22 protein-coding genes are annotated in these 21,135 nt (G+C 68.2%); 7 read left to right on the top strand and 15 right to left on the bottom strand.

All coding sequences use genetic code 11. The annotated features are described in order from the left end of the window. Window positions 1-4: 4 nt before the first annotated feature. Window positions 5-1,225, bottom strand: coding sequence for an MFS transporter (locus tag C8D87_RS24060; protein ID WP_112228458.1), 1,221 nt, complete (start codon window positions 1,223-1,225; stop codon window positions 5-7). Between the two features lie 270 nt (window positions 1,226-1,495). Here C8D87_RS24060 and C8D87_RS24055 point away from each other — a divergent pair, with 270 nt between their 5' ends. After that, complete coding sequence (locus C8D87_RS24055) at window positions 1,496-1,756, top strand: hypothetical protein (RefSeq protein WP_146771848.1); 261 nt, start codon at window positions 1,496-1,498, stop codon at window positions 1,754-1,756. Between the two features lie 869 nt (window positions 1,757-2,625). On the opposite strand, the gene C8D87_RS24050 is transcribed toward C8D87_RS24055, so the two are convergent. Next, the gene (locus C8D87_RS24050) at window positions 2,626-3,828 is read right to left on the bottom strand and encodes an MFS transporter (RefSeq protein WP_112228457.1); all 1,203 of its coding nucleotides are present in this window, start codon (window positions 3,826-3,828) and stop codon (window positions 2,626-2,628) included. 102 nt (window positions 3,829-3,930) lie between these two features. Here C8D87_RS24050 and C8D87_RS24045 point away from each other — a divergent pair, with 102 nt between their 5' ends. Further along, window positions 3,931-4,620, top strand: a complete 690-nt coding sequence (locus C8D87_RS24045; protein ID WP_215732459.1) for a TetR family transcriptional regulator — start codon at window positions 3,931-3,933, stop codon at window positions 4,618-4,620. 158 nt (window positions 4,621-4,778) lie between these two features. Here the strand turns inward: C8D87_RS24045 and C8D87_RS24040 are convergent, their stop codons facing one another. From C8D87_RS24040 to C8D87_RS24000, 9 genes are all read right to left on the bottom strand, one after another. Further along, entirely contained in the window at window positions 4,779-5,414 is a 636-nt protein-coding gene (locus C8D87_RS24040) for an antibiotic biosynthesis monooxygenase (RefSeq protein WP_112228455.1), read from the bottom strand. Between the two features lie 59 nt (window positions 5,415-5,473). After that, the gene (locus tag C8D87_RS45270) at window positions 5,474-5,743 is read right to left on the bottom strand and encodes a hypothetical protein (protein WP_146771847.1); all 270 of its coding nucleotides are present in this window, start codon (window positions 5,741-5,743) and stop codon (window positions 5,474-5,476) included. 102 nt (window positions 5,744-5,845) lie between these two features. Next, window positions 5,846-6,814, bottom strand: coding sequence for an ADP-ribosylglycohydrolase family protein (locus tag C8D87_RS24030; protein WP_112228453.1), 969 nt, complete (start codon window positions 6,812-6,814; stop codon window positions 5,846-5,848). After that, window positions 6,811-7,551: a hypothetical protein gene (locus C8D87_RS24025; RefSeq protein WP_112228452.1), complete on the bottom strand. Its 741-nt coding sequence runs from the start codon at window positions 7,549-7,551 to the stop codon at window positions 6,811-6,813. Before C8D87_RS24025 ends, C8D87_RS24030 begins: the two co-directional genes overlap by 4 nt. A gap of 47 nt (window positions 7,552-7,598) precedes the next feature. Next, window positions 7,599-7,835 carry a hypothetical protein gene (locus tag C8D87_RS24020; protein WP_112228451.1) on the bottom strand — a complete coding sequence of 79 codons (237 nt, stop codon included), beginning with the start codon at window positions 7,833-7,835 and terminating at the stop codon, window positions 7,599-7,601. A 102-nt stretch (window positions 7,836-7,937) separates the two neighbouring features. Then, window positions 7,938-9,350 carry a SulP family inorganic anion transporter gene (locus C8D87_RS24015; RefSeq protein WP_112228450.1) on the bottom strand — a complete coding sequence of 471 codons (1,413 nt, stop codon included), beginning with the start codon at window positions 9,348-9,350 and terminating at the stop codon, window positions 7,938-7,940. Window positions 9,351-9,812: 462 nt separating this feature from the next. Beyond that, the gene (locus tag C8D87_RS24010; protein WP_112228686.1) at window positions 9,813-10,184 is read right to left on the bottom strand and encodes a hypothetical protein; all 372 of its coding nucleotides are present in this window, start codon (window positions 10,182-10,184) and stop codon (window positions 9,813-9,815) included. Between the two features lie 19 nt (window positions 10,185-10,203). Then, window positions 10,204-11,880, bottom strand: a complete 1,677-nt coding sequence (locus tag C8D87_RS24005) for a ribonuclease J (protein ID WP_112228685.1) — start codon at window positions 11,878-11,880, stop codon at window positions 10,204-10,206. A gap of 75 nt (window positions 11,881-11,955) precedes the next feature. After that, complete coding sequence (locus C8D87_RS24000) at window positions 11,956-12,327, bottom strand: MerR family transcriptional regulator (protein WP_112228684.1); 372 nt, start codon at window positions 12,325-12,327, stop codon at window positions 11,956-11,958. A gap of 162 nt (window positions 12,328-12,489) precedes the next feature. On the opposite strand from C8D87_RS24000, the gene C8D87_RS23995 reads away from it, so the two are divergent. The 4 genes from C8D87_RS23995 to C8D87_RS45265 all read left to right on the top strand — a co-directional run bounded on the left by C8D87_RS23995 (window position 12,490) and on the right by C8D87_RS45265 (window position 16,754). Next, window positions 12,490-14,103: a peptide chain release factor 3 gene (locus tag C8D87_RS23995; RefSeq protein WP_112228449.1), complete on the top strand. Its 1,614-nt coding sequence runs from the start codon at window positions 12,490-12,492 to the stop codon at window positions 14,101-14,103. A gap of 147 nt (window positions 14,104-14,250) precedes the next feature. Continuing rightward, the gene (locus C8D87_RS23990; protein WP_112228448.1) at window positions 14,251-15,408 is read left to right on the top strand and encodes an MFS transporter; all 1,158 of its coding nucleotides are present in this window, start codon (window positions 14,251-14,253) and stop codon (window positions 15,406-15,408) included. 106 nt (window positions 15,409-15,514) lie between these two features. Then, complete coding sequence (locus C8D87_RS23985) at window positions 15,515-16,348, top strand: acyltransferase family protein (protein WP_170166563.1); 834 nt, start codon at window positions 15,515-15,517, stop codon at window positions 16,346-16,348. Window positions 16,349-16,544: 196 nt separating this feature from the next. After that, window positions 16,545-16,754: a hypothetical protein gene (locus tag C8D87_RS45265; protein ID WP_146771846.1), complete on the top strand. Its 210-nt coding sequence runs from the start codon at window positions 16,545-16,547 to the stop codon at window positions 16,752-16,754. Between the two features lie 32 nt (window positions 16,755-16,786). Here the strand turns inward: C8D87_RS45265 and C8D87_RS49240 are convergent, their stop codons facing one another. After that, window positions 16,787-17,044 carry a DUF2795 domain-containing protein gene (locus tag C8D87_RS49240; protein ID WP_112228445.1) on the bottom strand — a complete coding sequence of 86 codons (258 nt, stop codon included), beginning with the start codon at window positions 17,042-17,044 and terminating at the stop codon, window positions 16,787-16,789. On the opposite strand from C8D87_RS49240, the gene C8D87_RS46115 reads away from it, so the two are divergent. Next, window positions 16,936-17,295, top strand: a complete 360-nt coding sequence (locus tag C8D87_RS46115; RefSeq protein ID WP_170166544.1) for a hypothetical protein — start codon at window positions 16,936-16,938, stop codon at window positions 17,293-17,295. The two genes, C8D87_RS49240 and C8D87_RS46115, sit on opposite strands and share 109 nt — an antisense overlap. Window positions 17,296-17,406: 111 nt before the next feature. Here the strand turns inward: C8D87_RS46115 and C8D87_RS23965 are convergent, their stop codons facing one another. From C8D87_RS23965 to C8D87_RS23955, 3 genes are all read right to left on the bottom strand, one after another. Further along, window positions 17,407-17,691, bottom strand: coding sequence for a hypothetical protein (locus tag C8D87_RS23965; protein ID WP_112228443.1), 285 nt, complete (start codon window positions 17,689-17,691; stop codon window positions 17,407-17,409). A 36-nt stretch (window positions 17,692-17,727) separates the two neighbouring features. Beyond that, window positions 17,728-18,684, bottom strand: coding sequence for an ADP-ribosylglycohydrolase family protein (locus C8D87_RS23960; protein ID WP_112228683.1), 957 nt, complete (start codon window positions 18,682-18,684; stop codon window positions 17,728-17,730). A 141-nt stretch (window positions 18,685-18,825) separates the two neighbouring features. Next, the gene (locus tag C8D87_RS23955; RefSeq protein WP_233442258.1) at window positions 18,826-21,111 is read right to left on the bottom strand and encodes a HelD family protein; all 2,286 of its coding nucleotides are present in this window, start codon (window positions 21,109-21,111) and stop codon (window positions 18,826-18,828) included. Between the last annotated feature and the right edge of the window lie 24 nt (window positions 21,112-21,135).

Raw genomic sequence — 21,135 nt, 5'->3', positions numbered from 1 at the left:
GGCCTCAGCTGGACCGGGAGATCAGGAGCGCCACCAGTGCCGAGCAGGCGGCCGCGGCGGCACCGACGGCGAACGCGGCCGGCACCGACCAGGCCAGCACCAGACCGCCGATCAGCGACCCGAGCGGCAGGCCGGACATGTTGGCGCTGATGGACGTCGCCAGCACCCGGCCCAGCTGCTCGGGGTCGGTGCGGCGCTGGCGCAGGGTCAGCGTGCCGACGTCCACCAGTCCGGACAGCAGACCCACCAGCGCCAGTCCCACCGCGAGCCACACCAGGCCGCCGAGCCCGGCGATCGGGAAGACGGCGACAGCGGTGCCGAGGGTGCCCGCCATGATCCAGCCGCGTTCGCGGTTCGTGCTCTCGAGCCGCCCGACGAACAACGCACCCACGACGGCGGTCACCCCGACCAGAGCCCACAGCAGGCCGGTGCCCACCTCGGCGGCGTCGGCGGTGGCGAGCTCGCGCTGCACGGTGACCGGCACCGCGACCACCAGCACGCCCCAGCTCACCTGGTACAGCGAGTAGGACCCGGCCAGCGCGCGCAAAGTCGGGTGGCGCAGCAGATAGCCGAGACCGGAAGCGGCTTCCCGCAGCAGGTGCGGGCGTTCGGCGCGCTGTTCCGCTGTCCGCAGCGCCAGCGGGACCAGCAGGACGGCGGCCACGACGTACAGCCCGCCGATGAGCGCCAGCGTCACCCACGACCCGGTCAACGCGAACAGCCCGCCCGCGAGCACCGGCCCGAGCACGTCCACCACGGCGAACGTGCTGGTGTCCAAGGCGTTCACGCGAGGCAGCGCGTGCGCGGGCACGAGCCGGGGGAGCAGCGTGCGCACGCCGGCCAGGTGCAGCGGGCTCGTCAACGAGTACAGGCCCGCGACGACGATCAGCAGCCACGAACTGGTGAAGTGCGTTCGGTCGGCGACGACGAGGGCGAACACCAGCACCGCGCTCGCCAGCAGGTCGACCGTGATCGCACGGGCGGCGCCGAGCCGGTCCAGCACGGCGCCGGCGATCGGGCTCAGCACCAGACCCGGCGCCATCGCGATGAACGCGACGACACCGGCCAGCGCGGGCGAGTGGAACCGTTCGAGCGTGTAGAGCACGATCGCCAGTGCGAAGGTCTGCTCGGCCAGCCGGGAGACCGTGGACGCGGTCACGAGCCTGCCGACGTCCGGCAGTCGCAGCACCGACCGGTAGCTCAGCTCATCGGGCGGCGATACCAATCGTCGTCTCCACTTCCTCTGCGAGGTCCGGTTCGAACTGTCCGATGAGGATCAGCGTCGGTGTCGTCACAGCTCAGTCTGCTCGGGCTGTTGAGAGATCGGATGCAACGTTAGAGGTCACTTCTCCATTGGGGGTGCGAAATCGAGGTCGAGTTGATGATCGGGAGTTGCCGGTGGAGTTCGCTGAGTACGTGGCAAGGCAGCGTCCCGCGCTGATGCGGTTCACCACGGTCCTGACCTGCCGGACGTGGCTGGCCGAGGAGCTGGTGAGTGATGTGCTGGGCCTGTCTTGTCAGCACGCTGCCCGACGGCTCCCAGCTGGCGACCGAGACCGTGCGGCTGGCGCCCGGCGCGGTGTCGTACATGGCGTGCCTCCAGCGGCCCGACGGGACGGTCGTCCTCCTACGCGTCAGCAACCAGGAGGACCCGTCGGGTGCTGCGATCGAGTCGCCGGGCGGTCGGATCTACTCGCCGCAGTCGCCGCTGGCCCTCGACCAGCTGAAGGCGATCGTCACCTCCGACAAGTGGTGACGAGGTTCGTGATGGCCAGCCACCGCGGTGGCCAGCTACCGCGGTGGCCGGCCATCAGTCATTTCTCGGCCAGCAGGCGAATGAGGATGAGTATGCAGAATGCAAAAAAGCAGGTCGAGACGAATCTCGACCTGCTTCTCCGGAGTACGCCGCCAGGGACTCGAACCCCGGACCCGCTGATTAAGAGTCCTCGGGTCGACCCTGACGGAGGTGTCGGGTGATGCCAGCGGGTGCTGTTTCCGCACCTCAAGTCCATGAAGCAGAGGTGCAGCCTATTGTTCCGTGCCATCCGGTGTCGTCGCAGGTCGGGGATCTCGGGCCCGTATCGGGCTCGCAATCGGGGGTTCTGCAGGACGTGACGCGGGCAGTAGCAGTCGGTCGCCACCACACCGTGCGCTTCGAGTCCCACACCACGGTCTGAGATATCAGCTTGCCGTTGAGGCTCGGGTGCCACTGCGAGGCGATCTCCGGCAGCGTGTCGGCCAGCCAGCGTTTGTCCGTTTTGGTTGGGTGAAGTGGGCAGCCGTTCTGGAGATACGTCAGCGGACTGATGCGTGGATGGTGACCGTTCGCTTGGTTCTCGATTTGAACACCGCCGCGTTCGCACAGCCTGCGGTCGAGCACCCCTGAATCCCCACACCAACCCCCCCCAGGCAGTCCTGCCGACCATGATCGCAGCTCCGGGCAAGCCGCTATCGCGCGACCGCCAGGCGCAGCGGGACGCTCCCGCTGGATGACGCGGGATCGTGCTAGCCCGCTGGGATTCGAGATGTGTGCCTCGGGGTCATAGACGACTGCGAGCACCGCGCGGCAGTCGGATGCCCGCGGTAGCGGGCCATGTCGATGATGAGGGAGAGCGTTGGTGCTTGTTACCCAACCGAGTTGAGTGCTCCGGCGCGGTCTTCCTCGTCCAGGCGATGTTTTCCAACACGCCCAACCACAACGATCACGAGCAGGGTGGCGGAGATCGTGGCGGCGACCAGGAAACCGGTGGTGGTGGACGTGGCGGCGATGAGGGGGCCGAACAGTAGAGGGGACATGAACTGGCCTGAGAAGATCGCGGTCCCGGACAGCGACGCGGCGCGGCCGCGGTGCTCGGCGCCGGCTGCTTGGTCGACCAGAACGGTGGCGATGGGGAACAGGATGCCGTTGCCCACGCCGAACAGCGCGGGCGCGAGCAGCAGGAGGACGGGCTGGGTGACGGTGGCGTAGAGCAGGAACCCGGCGAGGGAGGCGGCGAACGCCACCCGCAGTAGGGTTGTGTAGCCGAACCGTGCCCGCAGGCGGCCGTAGACCAGTCCGATCAGGCTGGTGGTGATCGAAGGGCCGACGACTGCGTAGATCGCTACCAGCACGGGGGCGTGGATGCCGAGCCGCGCCAAGTGCTGGGGCAGGAAGATCGCCAGCACGTACATCTGGACGGCGATCACGATCCACATCGCGTACCAGCCCAGTAGCGCCGGTCGTTGCCGCAGCAGCAGGATCGCCCCGGTCTGGTTGTGCCGGTCGGGCGGGGTGGTGTTCGGCAGTGACCACATCGCGGCCAGTGCGAGTGGAATGCCGACGAGGTAGATGCCGAACGTGGCGTGCCAGGACAGCCCGCCGAGCACTCCGCCCAGCAGGGGCCACACCAGCCCGCCGACGCTGGTCGCGGTGGACCGCCAGCCCATCACCCGATCTCGCTCCGCCCCCTGGAAGAAGGCGAGCAGCGCGACGGTCGTGCAGGTGAACACCGCCGCCGCGCCGACCCCGAACACCAGTCGGCTCACGATCAATGCCGGATAGGACGTCACGACCAGTCCCGCGCCCCCGGCGAGCGCGTAGACCACCAGCCCGCCGATCAGCGGTGGGCGGATGCCCCACCTGTCCACCAGCCTTCCCATCAGCGGGCTCGACAGCGCGATCGCCAGCCCGTGTGCGGTGAGGATGAACCCCGCCGCGGTGCCGCTGACCGCGAACTCGCCGCGTATCACCTCGAGCACCGAGACCAGGATGGCGCCTCCCATCACCCCCAATGTGGATCCGGCCAGCAGTACCGCCAGCACCATCGGACTGCGCACGGACTTCGCCACGACCCGCCCCCTCGACTTAAACTGCCCCTCAGTGGCAGATTACAGAGAGGGGCACTATCGCTCTAGTGGCAATTGCTTCTAGATGGCGGCTACACTCCGGCGATGACCACCATGCCGGGTGCCGTCTCGGGTGATCGGGCGTTGCCCCTGCGCGAGCGCAAGAAGTTGCGGACTCGCCGGGCTCTGGCGGATACCGCGTTGCGGTTGTTCCTGGACAGGGGATTCCACGAAACCACCCTCGACGAGCTGGTCGAGGAGGTGGAGGTCTCCAAGCGCACGTTCTTCCGCATGTTCCAGTCCAAAGAGGACGTCGCGATGGCCGCGGAGCTGGAGCTGTGGGACGCCTATGTCGCTGAGGTCGCCGCACGCGAGCTCCACGGTCCCGTGCTGGACTTCCTGAAGCAGGCGTTGGTCGCCGCCGTCACCGGGCTCGGTGAGGAGTGGGACCGCAGTTTCCTCGCCACCCGCGGTCTCATCGCCCGCACGCCCGTGCTGTGGGACCGCAGTCTGCTGCACTCGGTGACCGTCCAATCCAGGCTCGTCGCGGAGTTGGAGACGAAGCTCGGTGTCGACAGCCGGCAGGACGTGAGGGTGCGGCTGCTGGGTGAGTTGTCCTTGGCCGCATGGCGTTGCGCCGTCAAGAACTGGATCTCCGGGCGCGGTTATGACGGGCCGTCACCGATGGAGAAGCTGGGCCGCTGGAAAGGGCCCGGCGGCAGCAAGGTTCTCATCCATCGTGTCGAGGAAGCGTTCGACGCGGTTCCGGACAGTCTCACCCTCGCCGCGCCGTAGGGGCAGGGCCTGGGATCCCGGACTGGCCGCCGTCGCGTTGCTCGCCTGGTCCCCGGGGTTGTCCGCCTATGCCGCATCCGGCTATCTCACCCGCGAGCTGGCAGCGTGTCCTGGACAGGCACCCCGGCCTGATGTTCGGCCGGTCCTGAGCACTCTGGTCAGCTCGTGTGCAGCGCTCCATGGAGGCGGTAGGCGCGGCCGCGGGTGGCGCGCACGCCGGGGGTCTCCAGGCTGATGCGGTAGATCTCGTCGAGTTCCGCGTTGTCCACCGCGCGGTCGTGCGCCTCCAACGAGGTCCACTCGGCGTAGTTGAGCACGCGGGTGCCGTCCACGCTGAGGTGGAAGTGCGCGGCCAGCGCGCCGGGGAACGGGTCGGCGCGGGACGCGGCGTCGGCGAGCGCGTCCACGATGTGCCGCTGCCGCTCGGGGCCGTCCACGTCGAACGTGGCGGTGATGACGCAGCCCGGTTCGCCGGCGGCGTCGCTCATGCTGCGGAACAGCCGGTAGCGGACCGCGTCGACCAGGTCCAGTGGCCCGCGCGCCGCTGTGCGGATGTAGGCGGAGTACTCGTCGTCGTCGGTCCATTGCGCGTAGGCCAGTAGTGCTTCGTTGTCGAGGCTTGTGAACACGTTCAACGACACCAGCCCTTGCGGTGCCGGCGTTCGCGTCCACCTCGCCAGCGCCTCGTCGGCCACCGTGCTCTGCTGCTGCGACCCGCCGACGTACATAGGGCTGATCACGGCCAGCCCGGCATCCGGACGGGAGACATCGGGCAGACGGTCGGCTGTTGACATGCTCGTCTCCTCGGCGCGCTGGGGTCGGTCTGCGACTCTGGCAGGCGGTTCGGAGACGATCAACCGAGTTTCGCGAGGTAGACGGTGTTCGTGGAGTCGTTGTCCTGCGACGGATTGGGGAAGCCGACGATCTCAGCGCGGGCTTCGGTGAAGACCGGCGAGAGGGTGGCGGTGAACTCGTCGTCGGGCGGGGCCGTTGGACCACGGCGCGAACACTCCGCCGGGACGGAGCAGGTCGGCGAGGCGTGGCAGGCCCTCGGGCTCGTAGAAGTCGGCGTTGTCAGCGTTGTCCCGGCGGGGATGAGTCCCTGCCTGTGCCATTCGATCACCTCGCCGAGCGCGTCGACGGGCAGCAGCGAACCGATGTCCGGGTTCTCCAGCGCGGCCCGTGCCGTGTAGTCGAGCCCAGACCGCCCACGACATGCTGGACGTCAGGAACTCGTGGTCAGCTCCGTGGTGGCGGGTCCGGCGAGTTGGTCGGCGAGCCGGCACAGTTTGCTCGTGGGGTGGAACCGCCGCAGCCAGGACTGGGGCAGTGCGCCGGTGCCGGTGCGTGCGCCGGCGAGTGCTCCGGTCATGCCGGCGATGGTGTCGGTGGCACCACCGGCCCGCACGGCGTAGCGGATGGCGTCGGCGGGGTCGTCGGGGTTGCGCAGGAAAGCCAGCAGTGCGAGTGGAACCGAGCCGAGAGCGGAGCTGTCGTTGCCCAGGACGTGCGCGGCGTGCGTGGGGTCGGCACCGTCGGCGAGGTGACTGACACGGTCGAGTTTGTCGCGCCACAGCCGTGACTGCAGGACTTCGGCGATGTCGCGGAGGAACCGGTATCCGTCCAGGGGCTGGGCGGGGTCGCTGTGCAGGGCGAGGTGGGCGGCGACGGCCTGGCATTCGGCGCCGTGTCTGCCGTGGGCGTGGGCATGGGTGAGGGCGGCGCTGCGGTGCGCGAGTTGCTTGGTGTGCGGCACGCTCGTGCCCACCAGTGCGACGGGTGCGACGCGGCCGGCGGCGCCGTTGCCCTGGGAATTCTGCGCTTGCAGGAACGCCTTGGCCGCGGCGCTCCACGCCACGCCCGCGTGGAGCAGGCCGAACACCTGCGGTGTGCCCGACTCGAAACCTCGCCACGGTTCGCGTTTCCACGCCGCGGCGAACTCGCGGGCCAGCGCGTCTTCGTCGAGGAGGTCGGTGTCGCGCCGGGCGGCAAGGTGTTCGGCCAGCACGATGGCGAGGGCGGTGTCGTCGGTGTGCACCAGAAGACTCGGTGCGCGTTCCTCGGCGGTCAGCGTGCCAGCGTCCACGGTGGCACGGCCTTGGAACGGTGCGCCGAGTGCGTCGCCGAGCCCTGCGCCGAGCAGGAGTCCTCGGCATTTGTCCGTGCGGGTGACGTTGGTGGTGGAAGCGGTCATTGAAGATCACCAGATTTCGGTGCGGCGGTGTGGAGCACGATTCGATAGAGGGTGCGCGCGAGGCCGATCCGCTGCGTTCCCGCGGGGAAGACGTCGGTGATGCCGTCCACGGTCGCCGGGACCGGGGTGGTCAGGCGCAGCTTCAGCGGCTCGCGGAGCGGGCGGACCGGGCTCGCGTCCTCGCTCACCACGCAGGCCAGCATGCCGCCGGGAATCGGGCTGACCGCGAGCTCGCGGGCTTCGTACGAGAAGGCGCCGGAGGTGGTCGCGCAATGCACGCTGCCGGTGAAGTGCGCGGCCTGCAGCACCGTGCAGGTCCTGCCATCGCCGAACGCGACGGTCAGCGCCGGTTCCGGCCGCAGCAGGAGCCGGAGGGGCTCATCCGGGTTGATCAGGCCGGGCAGGATCACCGGGGCGTTCCAGGCGGCGGCACACCTCTGGGCCGCGAACGACGCGGCCTGGGTCGCGGCGACGACGAGCTTCACCCGCCGGGCGGGCGGTGTCCGCCCGAACTCGGGAGCCGGCGTGATGTCGAGAAGGTCGATCCCGGCCTCGTCGGCCAGGATCCGCAGAGCTTCGTGGACTTCCAGGCTGACCGAATCGGTTCCGCGGACGAGGGCGATGACGCCGCCGCGAGCGATGCTCAGCGGTGCGGGAGGGGAGTGCCGGCCCGCGGTGGCGGCGAGCAACATCCGCACGGTCGCGACCGTCGCGGGTTCGGTGATGGGCTGCGCCAAGGATCTCCGTTCGCGGGAAGCCTGCTCGGATGAGGAAAGCGGGCGGCTCAGTCCACGGTGTACGGCAGATCGGGCAGGCTGGACAGGACGTCCATGACGGAGACGTAGGAGCGCTCGGGGAGCTGGGTCAGTGCGGCGAACACGGCGGGCCGGGCCTGGCAGCGCAGGGCGGCGTCCAGCAGGCCCGTCACGGTGGCGGGGCCGGCCAGGAACGCGTCCTCGACGCAGTCGATGATCTCGGTCTGCGTGAGAACAGGTTCACGCCTGATCGGTACGACCTCCATGACCTTAACTCTACCTTAACGTGAGTGTTGTGTAGAGTGGGTGGCGCCCATGACGGGCAACGCGAAAGGGGCGGCACCTGCAGGCGCCGCCCCTTTCGCGTGTCAGTGTGATCCGGCGAGCTGTCCGGACAGCTTGGTGTGCAGTTGCTCGCTGTGCGGGTTGAGGCCGATGATCTCGGTCTCGATGCCGCGGGAGGTGAACTTCGTGGTGACCGCGTCGAGGGTGGCGACCGCGGAGCTGTCCCACACATGGGCGTCGGATAGGTCGATGACCACCTTCGTCACCGTGTCGGTGTAGTCGAAGGAGTGCATCAGTTCGTTGCTGGAGGCGAAGAACAGCTCGCCGGTGACGGCGTAGACGCGGATGGTGCCGTCGGGGTCGAGCACGCTGGACACGTCGACCAGATGCGCCACTCGGCGGGCGAAGAAGATCGCCGAGAGCAGCGCGCCCGCCACGACACCGAGCGCGAGGTTGTGGGTGGCGACGACGGTGCCGACGGTTACGACCATTACGGCGGTCTCGCTCTTGGGTGCGCGGCGCAGCGCGGCCGGCTTGATGCTGGACCAGTCGAAGGTGCTGACCGACACGAAGATCATCACCGCGACCAGCGCGGCCATCGGGATCAGGGAGACGACCGGGCCGAGGGTGAAGACCAGGATCAGCAGGAAGACACCTGCGGACAAGGTGGACAGGCGGGTGCGACCGCCGGACTTGATGTTGATGATGGACTGGCCGATCATCGCGCATCCGGCCATGCCGCCGAGGAAGCCGGTGGCGATGTTGGCGATGCCCTGTCCGCGGACCTCCATGCCCTTCTTGGACGGGGTGTCGGTGAGGTCGTCGAGCAGTTGGGCGGTGAGCAGTGACTCGATCAGGCCGACGACCGCCAGCGTCAGTGCGTAGGGCGCGACGATTGTGAGGGTTTCGAGCGTGAACGGCACCATCGGCAGGCCGAAGCCGGGCAGCGCGGTGGGCAGCTCGCCCATCCCGCCGACGGTGGGCACGGCGACGTGCAGGAACACCGTCAGCGCGGTGATCACCACGATGGCCACCAGCGGCGCCGGGATCGCCTTGGTGAGCCTGGGCAGCAAGTAGATGATGCCGAGACCGAGCAGCACCAGGGCGATGACCGGCCAGCCGCCCTTGGTGATGTGCGGGATCTGGGCGGTGAACAGCAGGATCGCGAGCGCGTTGACGAAGCCGACCATCACGGTGCGCGGCACGAATCGCATCAACTTGTGCACGCCCACCATGCCGAACAGGATCTGGAACGCACCAGTGAGGATGGTGGCGGCGAACAAGTACTCCACGCCGTGGTCACGCACCAGCGGCACCAGCACCAGGGCCATCGCGCCGGTCGCGGCCGAGATCATGCCGGGACGGCCGCCGGAGAACGCGATGATGATCGCGATGGTGAACGAGGCGTAGAGGCCGACCTTCGGGTCGACGCCGGCGATGATCGAGAACGACAACGCCTCGGGGATCAGTGCGAGCGCGACCACCAGGCCGGACATCAGATCAGCGCGGGGGTTGGCGAACCAGGTCGTGCGGACCCTCGACAACAGTGAGGGGCGCGGCGCAGCCACGTGTGAGGACAATCGACACCTCAGGATTTGTGCGCGCGAGCAGGCAGGAAGCTCGCGTGATGAACAGGAATGGGGCCCGCGCGCTCGGGTGCGCGCTGGGAGGGAGTCGGCGTCGACGCCGGCGTGCCGTGGGTTGGTGCCGCGAACAGTTCAGGGTTCGCAGAGCGTGGTGCTAGGCCCTGCGATCCTCCTCGGCGGTACTCATGCGTCGGGTGCCTCTCGGAGTCCGGGTGAACCCCGCTGCGCCCTGTGACAGGGGGATCGGGGTCTCATGACGGGCCGCGGCATCTCCGGCGCAACCACAGTGGACTCTACCGTGACGTCACTGTAGATCTCATCGTGAACGGCTTGATCGTGAGCAAGCTCTCTGGCCTGACCGTGACGTTCACACTAAGGATTTACGCGGTCGTGACAGGTCAGCTCGAGCGCGGCGCGGACTTCCGAAAGGCGCGCCGGCCACCGCTGGACGATCGACTCCCACGCCGCGCGCAACGAGACTCGTTCGGCGAGCACGAGAACGGGGCCTTGCCCCCAGTGGGTCGCCACCACCGTCCCCAGGCGGTCCGGTTGCCCAGGGCCGGGTGCTCCGCCGGGCAGGAACTCCACCGTCATCGAGCCCGCCGCACCCGTCACGTCGTCCTCGACGCCTTGCAACGCGGCGCGATAGCCGCGCAGCCGCAGCGGTTCGGCAGGCAGGACGCAGTCGGGGTAGGCGGCGTTGTACCGGCTTGGTGACTCGAATCCGCGCGGACTGCTCCTCATGATCGTCACCGCCGGAAGATCAGGCCTCGATGACGACCGGGATGACCACCGGCCGGCGGCGGTAGGTGCGTTGTGCCCAGGTCTGCACCTGCCGTGCGATGAGGCGTTCGAGCTCCGCCACGTCGGTGACGTTCCGCTCCGCCGCGCCCGCGAGGGCTTTCTCGATGGCGGGGATCACCGGCTGGAACGTCGAGGCGTCGTGTTCGAAGCCGTGCGCGATGATGTCGGGTGCGTCGTCGAGCCGGCCGGTGTCGATGTCGATGATGGCGACGACGGTGATCATGCCTTCCTCGCCCAGCGTGCGGCGCTGTGCCAGGGAGTCTTCGGTGACACCGCCGACGGTCTGGCCGTCGACGTAGATGTTGTGCACCTCGACCCGGCCGGTGACCGAGGCCCGGCCCTCGTGCAGGTCGATGACGTGGCCGTTGGCGGCGACGAGCACCCGCTCGCGCTCGACACCGGTCTTGATGGCCAGTTCGGCGTTGGCGCGCAGGTGTCGTGCCTCGCCGTGCACGGGCAGGACGTTGGCCGGTTGCACCAGGTTGTAGCAGTAGACCAGTTCACCGGCGCTGGCGTGCCCGGAGACGTGGACCTTGGCGTTGCCCTTGTGCACCACGTTGGCGCCCAGGTCGGTCAGGCCGTTGATCACCCTGTAGATGGCGTTCTCGTTGCCGGGGATCAGCGAGCTGGCCAGCAGGACGGTGTCGCCGTCCTCGATGACGATCTCGTGCTCGCCGGCGGCCATGCGGGACAGGGCGGCCATCGGCTCTCCCTGTGACCCGGTGCACACCAGGGTCACCTTGTGGGCGGGCAGCCGGTTGGCGTCCCTGATGTCGATGACCAGGCCGGCGGGCACCTTGAGGTATTCCAGCTCGGAGGCCAGGCCCATGTTGCGGACCATGGAGCGGCCGACGAAGGCGACCTTGCGGCCGTGTGCGGCCGCGGCGTCGAGCACCTGCTGGATGCGGTGCACGTGGCTGGCGAAGCTGGAGACGATCACCCGGCGCGGCGTGGTGCGGAACACCTCGTCGATCGCGGGGGCGAGATCGCGTTCGGAGGTGGTGAATCCGGGCACGTCGGCGTTGGTGGAGTCGACCAGGAACAGGTCGACACCCTCCTCGCCGAGGCGGGCGAAGCCGCGCAGGTCGGTGATCCGCTTGTCCAGCGGGAACTGGTCCATCTTGAAGTCACCGGTGTGCAGCACGAGGCCGGCACTGGTGCGGATGGCGATGGCCAGACCGTCGGGGATGGAGTGGTTGACGGCGAGGAACTCCAGGTCGAACGGACCCTGAGCGAGCTGTTCGCCTTCCTTGACCTCGACCAGGACCGGCTTGATCCGGTGCTCGACCAGCTTGGCGGCCAGGAACTCCAGCGTGAGCCGGGAGCCGACGACCGGGATGTCACGTCGCTCACGCAGCAGGTACGGCACGCCCCCGATGTGGTCCTCGTGGCCGTGGGTCAGCACGATGGCGACCACGTCGGCCAGCCGGTCCCGGAGGCAGCTCCAGTCCGGGAGGATCACGTCGACGCCGGGCTGGTGTTCCTCGGGGAACAGCACTCCGCAGTCGACGATGAGCAGCTTGCCCTCGTGCTCGAACACGGTCATGTTCCGGCCGATCTCACCGAGGCCACCGAGGGCGATGACCCGCAGGGCATCCGGGGCGAGTGCGGGCGGGGGAGTGGAGATTCGAGCCATCGTCACACTCTCACGTTACGTGAGAGTTGCCGGTGAGGGGAAATCGGCGACGCACGCCACACGCGATGACGGTCGTCAGTCCGCGGGCAGGTGGGAGCGCAGCGTCGTGGCGAAGTCCTCGGCGATGCGCAGCTGCGCGCGCAGCTGCTGGCAGCGTTCGTCGGCGGCGGTCCAGAACCCGGACAGCCGATCGAGGTGCTTGTCGCGGTCGGGATCGTCCCCACTGGACAACGCGCCGAGGATGCCGAGCAGCTCCCGCATCTCCTCGAGCTGGAAACCGAGCGGCTTCATCCGCTTGACCACGTCGAGGCGTTGCACGTCGGGCTCGGTGTAGAGGCGGAACCCGCCCTGGGTGCGTGCGCTCGGCACCACCAGGTCGACCTCCTCGTAGTACCGGATCGTGCGCAACGACAGACCGGTCCGCTCCGCCACCTCACCGATCTGCATGTGCTCGCCCACAACATCCCTTCCCGAACCACGCCGCGATCCCCGTCATTCTGGCATCACGCCCTGCGTCCTTGCCTCACGCGCGCTGCCAGGCCAACACTCAGCTTACCGTGACGTGAGGGTAGAGTTCGGCGAGATGTTGCCGACCCTGAAGGATCGCGAATGACCACCGCCACCCCGGTGACCGCCTCGTCCGCAGCCGTGCTCACGGAAGCGGGACGCAGGCGCACCTTCGCGGTGATCAGCCACCCGGACGCGGGCAAGTCGACCATGACCGAGGCGCTCGCGTTGCACGCCAAGGTGATCTCCGAGGCAGGCGCGGTGCACGGTAAGGCCGGTCGGCGCGGTGTGGTGTCGGACTGGATGGAGATGGAGAAGGCGCGCGGGATCTCCATCACCTCGGCGGCACTGCAGTTCTCTTACCGCGACTGCGTGATCAACCTGCTGGACACTCCTGGGCACGCGGACTTCTCCGAGGACACCTACCGGGTGCTGTCGGCGGTGGACTGCGCGGTCATGCTGCTCGACGCGGCCAAAGGCCTGGAGCCGCAGACCCTCAAGCTGTTCGACGTCTGCCGCTACCGCGGCATCCCGGTGATCACATTCATCAACAAGTGGGACCGCCCCGGCCGTGACGCGCTGGACCTGTGCGACGAGATCGTCGACCGGATCGGACTGCAACCGATGCCACTGACCTGGCCGGTCGGCGACGCGGGCCACTTCCGCGGCGTGCTCGACCGACGCGGCGGGCACTTCGTGCGCTACCAGCGCACGGCCGGTGGCGCGACGGCCGCGGCGGAGGAACACCTGCCGCCGGGGCAGGCCGAGGCCGAGGAAGGCGCAGAGTGGGCACGGGCCTGCGAGGAGGCCGAACTGCTCGCCGCGTCCGGCGGAGAGTTCGAGCCGGCGCGATTCCTCGACGCCACGGCGACACCGGTGCTGTTCGGTTCCGCAGTGCTCAACTTCGGGGTGCGGCACCTGCTCGACCTGCTCGTCGAAATCGCCCCACGCCCCACCGCACGGCCCGACGTCGAGGGAACGCCGCGCGAACTGGACGCGCCGTTCTCGGCGTTCGTGTTCAAGGTGCAGACAGGCATGGATCCCGCGCACCGCGACCAGGTCGCGTTCGCGCGCGTGTGCTCGGGGATGTTCGAACGCGGCATGATCGCGACCAACTCGACCACGGGCAAACCGTTCGCGACCAAGTACGCCCAACAGGTCTTCGGCCAGCAACGTTCCACATTGGACACCGCCTTTCCGGGCGATGTGATCGGCCTGGTCAACGCCACCGCGCTGCGGGTTGGTGACACGTTGCACTCGGGCAAGCCCGCCGTGCGGTTTCCTGGCCTGCCCAGTTTCGCGCCCGCGCACTTCGCCGTCGCGCGGCCCGCGGATCTCAGTCGCTCCAAGCAGTTCCGCAAGGGCATCGAACAGCTGGAGTCCGAAGGTGTCGTGCAGGTGCTGCGGTCGTTGCGCCGCGGCGACGGCGCGCCGGTGTTCGCCGCGGTCGGCCCGATGCAGTTCGAGGTCGCCGCGCACCGCCTCGACGCGGAGTTCAAGTCCCCGGTGCGGCTCGAACCGTTGCCTTACACCGTCGTGCGCCGCCTGGCCGACCCCACGCAACGGATGCTCGTGGACGGCAACCGCAGCGAGGTCCTCACCCGTACCGACGGCGCCGACCTCGCGCTGTTCGTGGACTCGACCGCGCTGGGAGTACTGCGGCGCCTGCATCCCGACGTGCGGCTGGAGTCCCTCGTCGCAGGGGCAGACGACTGACCGCTCGCCACTGGGAGAAGTCCTGATCTCGTTCCGCTCGCTCACGCCGTCCGGTTTCTACGGCTGGCACGTCGTCGGCTGGTCGACGCTGCTCGTCGCATTCACCGCACCCGGCCAGACCGCCGCCGTGTCGATGTCGTCGACCCGATGATCGCCGAACTCGGCCTGAGCCGCTCGGCGGTCTCGACCGCCTACCTGGTCGGCACACTCACCGGGGCGGCCGCGATGCCGTGGGTCGGCCGCGCGCTGGACCGCTTCGGTGTTCGCCGCGTCGTCGTGGTGATCGGGCTGGTGTTCGGCGCCGCGTTGTGCGCATTGGCGGCGGTGAGCTCGATCGCCGGCCTGACCGAGGGTTTCGTCGCGATCCGGATGGCGGGGCAGGGCGCGCTGGGCCTGGCCGCCACGACCGTGGTCGCGTTGTGGTTCGAGCGTCGCCGGGGCGCCGCGCTGGGGCTGGTGAGCGCGATCGGCACCGCGGCCATCTCGTCGGCGCCACTGCTGCTGGAGGCGGTGATCGCGGGCTGGGGCTGGCGCCGTGCGTGGCTGGCCGAAGGCGTGCTGGTGCTGCTCGTCGTGCTGCCGGTCGCCTGGTTCGCGCTGCGCGACCGGCCCGCCGACCTCGGTCAGCATCCTGACGGAGCCGTCCACGACCACGATTCCCCGCCGCCACCGCAGTGGGGAGTGACTCGTGCCGTTGCGCTGCGCACCCCGCTCTTCTGGGTGGTCACGGCCGGCATCTCCGCTTGTGGCCTGTTCGGCACCGCCGTCAACTTCCACCAGGTCAGCCTGCTCACCGAACGCGGCCTCACCGCCACCGCCGCGGCGGCGAACTTCCTCCCGCAGACCGCGGCCAGCCTCGTCGCCACGCTGGCCATGGGCCTGCTCGTCGACCGGGCCGACAGCCGCGTCCTGATGGCCTCGTCCATGGCGGCGCTGTTCGGCGCCCTGCTGCTCGGCACCGTGATCGCGCCAGGCGTGTCCGCCGTGCTGTTCGGTCTGCTCCTGGGCGCCGCGAGCGGCGGCATGCGCACACTCGAGGCGGCCACCTTCCCACGCTACTTCGGCACCCTGCACATCGGCGGCATCCGCGGCACCGTCACCGCGGTGAACGTCGGTGCCACCGCCTTCGGACCGCTGATGTTCGCCGTTCTGCACGACATCGCCGGGAGCTACACCCCGGCGCTGCTGGTCTCCGCACCGCTACCTGTGCTCATCGGGGTAGTAGCGCTGTTCGTGCGGCCACCCGCGCTGCGACCTGCCGAACCCGCTCCGCCTGCTTCCGACCTGGGGGCAACTCTAATCTAACGTTAGAGTAGAATGGTTGATATGTCCGAATTTCACGGCGCTGTACGGCGTCAGCGTGGCCGATGACGCGAGGCCGACGACAAAGCGGCGGCGAAGTAGCTGGGACGTGCTGCGTGCGGTGGCGATCCTGTTCGTCGTCGCGCAACACGCGACGTGGGGTGGTCCGCTGCTGGTGCCCGAACTCGGGGCACGCCCCTTCGAGATGAGCGTCCAGGTAGGCGCCAGCGCGCTGATGGTCATCTCCGCTTACTTCATCTGCCAGACGCTGAGCTCCTCAGGCGCGTGGTTGTTGCTGCGCAACCGGCTCGGCCGCATGCTGCCGCCGTTCGCCGTCGCCTCCATGGCCACCTTCGTCGTCACGCGATGGCTCGGGCCTGACGCTCTGCACCGCGACGGTGAAGACCTGGTCGCCACGTTGCTGGTGCTGCCACCCGCGCTCTCGGTCGATCTCGACCTCGTCGATCCCAGTTACTGGACCGTGCCGCTGCAGGTGATGGCGTTCATCACCGCGGCGTTGCTGTGGCGGACCCGATCCTGGGACGGATGGTGCCTGCAAGCTGTGCTGTGGGCGGCCGTCATCGCTCCGATCGCGATCAGCGCGGTGGTGCTTCCGCTGGACGGCAGCGGGAGTCTGGCGGCGCTGCATGGCGACCTCGGAGTGCACCGCACGCACCTTTTCGCCGCAGGCGCCGCACTGTGGTTGTGGGCCACCGGTCGCGCAGGCCACGCGCTCCTGCTGCTGATCCCGCAGCCGTGGCGGCACACCACTTCCACACCGAAGACCTGCCCTCGTCTCTCGCGCTGGGTGTGGCGTGCGGCCTCATCGCCACCGCCGCGACCGGCCCGGACTGGTCACATCCCGCCCTGCGTCCACTCACCTGGCTGGCCGGCATCTCCTACGGCGTCTACCTGGTCAACCACAACATCGGCTACACGGTGATGTACCAGCTGCACCAGGCCGGGGCGTCGCCGGTGACCCAATGCGCGGTCATGATCGCTGTCTCGATCGTTCTCGGCTGGCTGCTCACCCGCGCCGTGGAACAACCTGTGGCGAAATGGATCACGGCTGCCAGGTCGCCTGAGACGGCAGGCGGGGAACTCCCCGGTCGAGGCCTTGAGGAACTCAGGAGGCGAGAGTGATGGATGCCGGTTCCGCGGATGATGTCGACGAACCCGTCTCGACGCCGATAAACGGCGAGCGTCGGGATTGCTCGCCGGTCCAGGTGTTCCTGGCCGGTGGCGGTGACCTGGAGGCGCTCAGCGACGTCGCGGCCGAAGTTCTGCGCGGTGCTGAACTGGACTGGCGGGCTCGACGCCGTGGACGACCTGGCGGGCAACGGTCATGAAAGCCGCTGCCTGCCAGGGCCTTTGGGTCCGCTCAATCGCCGATGGGTAGTTCCGGCAGGTGGGCCCACAGGTCGCGAACGTGCCCGAAGTGCCTGTTCGGCAACCGTTCGAGCACGCTCACCAACTCGGTGCGGCTCTCCTGCCGGATCGCTGCGGCGATGATCTCCTGTTTGCCGGCCGGTGTCCGCGCTGCGCATCCAGACCGCCGACGGTACGCGTGACCATGTGGTGAAACGGATCGAGTTCGACGGCGCGATCCAGTATCGGCTCGCGGACGGGCCGGAGGCATGCGCCCGCCTGCTCGTCGTCGAACCGCACGGCGATCACATGCGGCTGCGCCGGCGCGGCTTCGACGGACGTTGCGGCGACGGAGCGACCAGCGGCGCGTTGCGCCTGCGGTTGGGAGAAGCTGCGACCGGAACCATCGACGGACATCCGCAGATCTTCCCGGCCGGCGACTACCGCATCTTCGCCGGAGGCGCAGGCAGCCTCGACGATGGCCGCCGTGAACATCCTGCCGACGCAAGGCAGGTGTCCTGACCGATGGTCAGCAGCGCGCGTGCGTCGAGGGCCGGACGAGCTCACCGCCCACGCTGTGCACCTGGCAACATCTGTCCTGTGTAGACGGCTGGAGTGCCTGCCGGGTAAGCGCTAAGGGATGCGGCCCTGGGCAAGCTCGTCCGCCCACTCCTGGGCCCGACGGCACATCACCGTGGGTTCCCCGCCGAGTTCTTCGAGGAGATGCTTGCCCCAGCGCAATGTCAGTTCCGCCGTGCAGTCGTCACTGGACACGGTGACCACGAAATCGTCACCGTTGGCCGTCAGCACAGTGCTGGCGGTCGTCCGCGCTGGATCGGTCTTCGACAGCAGGAATCGGCAGTCGGAGGCCACCAGCGACCGCACGGCGTTGCGCCCCGCCGGCACCTGAACCGGCATGATCCTCCTCGTCCGATGACCGGATGCGCCTTGCAGTCAAGGCCGTGCTGCGAGCGGACCGGTCACTTGATCCGCCAGACGGCCCAGCGGCTCGGCTGCCTCGAGTCGAGCGGTCCACGCCTCGGGGAACGCTCGCGCACCGTTGCGCGCACCCGCGAGTGCCCCGGCCATCGAAGCGATGGTGTCGGTGTCACCTCCGCCGAGCACCGCATAGCGGATCGCCATCGACGCATCGTCGCACCGCGTCAGGAAAGCCAGCAGTGCCAAGGGGACCGACCCCAGTGCGGACACGTCGTTGCCCAGAGCGCGGGCGGCATGCGCAGGCCCAGCTTCGTGCCGGATCAGCTCGGCGATGCGGTCGAACTTCTCGTGCCACAGCCGGGAGCGGACCACCCTGGTCAGGTCCTGAAGGAACCGAACGGCGTCGAGCCGGTGCCTGCGATCGCTGCGCAGCGCGAGATACGCCGCTGCCGCCTGGCAAGCGGCACCGTTTTGGCCGTGCTCGTGCGCGTGCGTCACCTCGGCACTCTGCCGCCCCAACTCGGCTGCATGGTGCAGGCTGGTCGCCACCAGCGCGACCGGCGCCACGCGCATGGCCGCGCCGTTGCCGTAGGAACCCTGCCCACCGAACGTCGCGCGGGCCGCGCTGCGCCACGGCACTCCGGCCCCGATCAAGCCGAACACGTGCGGCGTACCCGAGCCATAGCCACGCCAGGGCTCGGCACGCCACGCCACCGCGAACTCGGGTGCCAGTGCGTCACGATCAAGCCCGTGTTCGTCGCGGCGCTCCGCGACGTGTGCGGCAAGGACCAGTGCCAGTGCCGTGTCATCGGTGTGCACCAGCGGGGTAGCTGCCGCTTCCCACGCGGCCAGTTGTGTCTCCTCAACCACCTCCCGGCCCTCGAAAGGGGCACCCAGGCCATCGCCCAGCGCGCCACCGAGCAGCAGCCCGAGTGCCTTGTCGTGGCTGGGAGCAGCAGGTGCTGAGGTCATCGTGGAGATCCGTTCCGCGGTCGCTGAGACACGCAGTTCCTGCAGGATGCGGAACCGCGACCACCTCACATTACTCTAACGTAAGTGTAGGTTTAGCTGGGCCTGATGATCGGTACCGGGTGGACGTCCCGGCGCTCACCGTCACGCGACACGGGACTGCGAAGTGAACTCCAGGAAGCGTGAGACCGGCCCGGCAAGGGTCAGGTGAAGCTCGTGCATTGCCCTGGTGCAGGCAATGTAGAGCATGCACCTGTCGATCTCGGTGGCGTAGTTCGTGTCGTCCACGTCCGGGACGACCACCTCGTCGAACTCCAGTCCCTTGGAGATGTGCGCCGAAGTGATGATGACGCCGCCGGCGAACGCCGTGCTGTCGTAGTCGATGAAAGTCAGTCCGACACCGGCCTTCGACAAGGCACCGTAGAGCTTCTCCGCTTGAGCGACCGTCTTGCAGATGATGCCGAGCGAGCGGTGATCGCTGTTCTCGTGTTCCTCGATCAGTTTCAGGATCCGTGCCGTCTGGTCTGTGCAGGCGATGACCTGAGGCGGCGGTCCGTGTCGCTCGATGGGCACGAACTTGTCGTTGCGCGAGATGTTCTGAGCGAACTCGGTGATCTCGGTGGTGGAGCGGTAGCTCATGCACAGCTCCAGGCAGTCGGCCTCGGGGAAGATGTTGCGGATCGTCGGCAGCGACGAGGAGCTGAACGGGTTCACCGACTGGTTGGCGTCACCGAGGATCGTCATCTTGCACGAGAACAACTCGCGCACCACGGCGTACTGAACGGGCGTGTAGTCCTGCATCTCGTCGATCAGCAGGTGGCGGATGTGACCGTAGGTGTCCTGCCGGGCCGTCCTGATCATCGTGTAGATCAACGGGAAGACATCGGTGTACTCGATCCTCTTGCGTCCCAGCGGCTTGAACAGACCCCTGCGGTCCGGATCGTCGTAGAACGCCTTGTACACCGCATAGGCGTCCCTGTACGGGAACATGGCGTCGACCTGCTTGCGAACGCGCGCTGTGTCGGCGGCGGTCCACTTGCCGCCCCTGTCCACCACCTTGTGCTTGAGCAGGTGAACAGCACTGTTCGCCACCCGATCGAGTCGGGTGAAGACCGGAAGTCCGGGCGACTCGTGGAACATGTCCGCGACCCACTCGGCTGTGAGTCTCGTGCCCTTCGACTCGATGTCCGCGGCCAAGAACTCCTCGTCCGCGCGCGAGGTGACCCAGGCGTCGAGGCAGGACACGAACTCGGGTGTTGCCTTGTAGCGCATGCGTTGGGCGGCGGCCTCGTCCGCGTGGTCGAGCAGCTTCACCACCTGTTCGCTGAACGTCTCGTACCCGGTGACCTTCGCCAGGAACCTGCCGGCGATCCTGTCGAAGTCGATCTCCTTGATCTGCTCCTCGCCCAGTTCGGGAAGCACGTCGGCGATGTAGTCACCGAACACCTTGTTGGGGGACAGGATCATGACGTTGTCGGACGACAGGGTGTCCTTGAAGCGGTAGAGCAGGAACGCCACCCTGTGCAGCGCGATCGACGTCTTTCCGGAGCCGGCCACCCCCTGCAGGATCAGCACGTCCGCGGTCTCGTTGCGAATCACCGCGTTCTGCTCACGCTGGATCGTCGCGACGATGTTCTTCATCTTGTCGTCGGCGGACCGGCCCAACTCGCGCTGCAGAACGTCGTCACCGATGTTGAGCGCGCTTTCGAACATGAACTCCAGACGCCCACCCTGGATCTTGTACTGGCGCTTGCCGGTGATCTCGCCGTGCACCGTGCCTTTCGGCGCCTCGAAGCGCGCCTCCCCGGACTCGAAGTCGTAGTACAGACTCGATACAGGTGCACGCCAGTCGTGAACCACGATCTCCTGGGTCCCGGGCTCCGACAGGTTGTGCACGCCGATGTAGTAGGCCCTGGCCGCGTCGTCGTCGCTGCGGCGGAAGTCGACGCGCCCGAAGTAGGGGGACTCGAGCAGCCTCGCGATCCGCTGTCGCCGCCTCACCGCGTGGTCGCCCTGAAGGACCGACAAGTTGATCTCAGTGCGGAAGCTCGCCTTCTCGGCGCTGTCCATGTCCCGCCAATACGTCCACATGTGCTCCTTCTGCTCTTTGATCGTCCTGGCGGACTTGTCGATGGAGCCGTTGAGCTGTTCCAACTCCTCCGTCAGCAGACGTAGCGTCGCGGCCAGGTGCTCCCGCTCTTGTTCTTCGTCTTGAGTCCGCACATCGGTCAAAGCCATCTCCGGTTCAGGTTCGCGCAGAGAGTCTACTCTCACGTTAGAGTAATGTATGCGGGCGATCATTGTCGTGAGCCCGGAATGGCGCCGCCCTCGCGTTCCTCCTCGGCCGCGCACGGCAACGTTCTCCCGACACCTGGCCTCTGAGCGCGAAGGGACATCTGGCGCTACACAGATCGCGCCGAGGATCTGCACCCGCTCGTTCGCCGCGGGCGATCT

It is taken from the genome of Lentzea atacamensis (assembly GCF_003269295.1).
GTDB classification, from domain to species: Bacteria; Actinomycetota; Actinomycetes; order Mycobacteriales; family Pseudonocardiaceae; genus Lentzea; species Lentzea atacamensis.
This window is presented reverse-complemented; position numbering and strand designations above follow the sequence as displayed.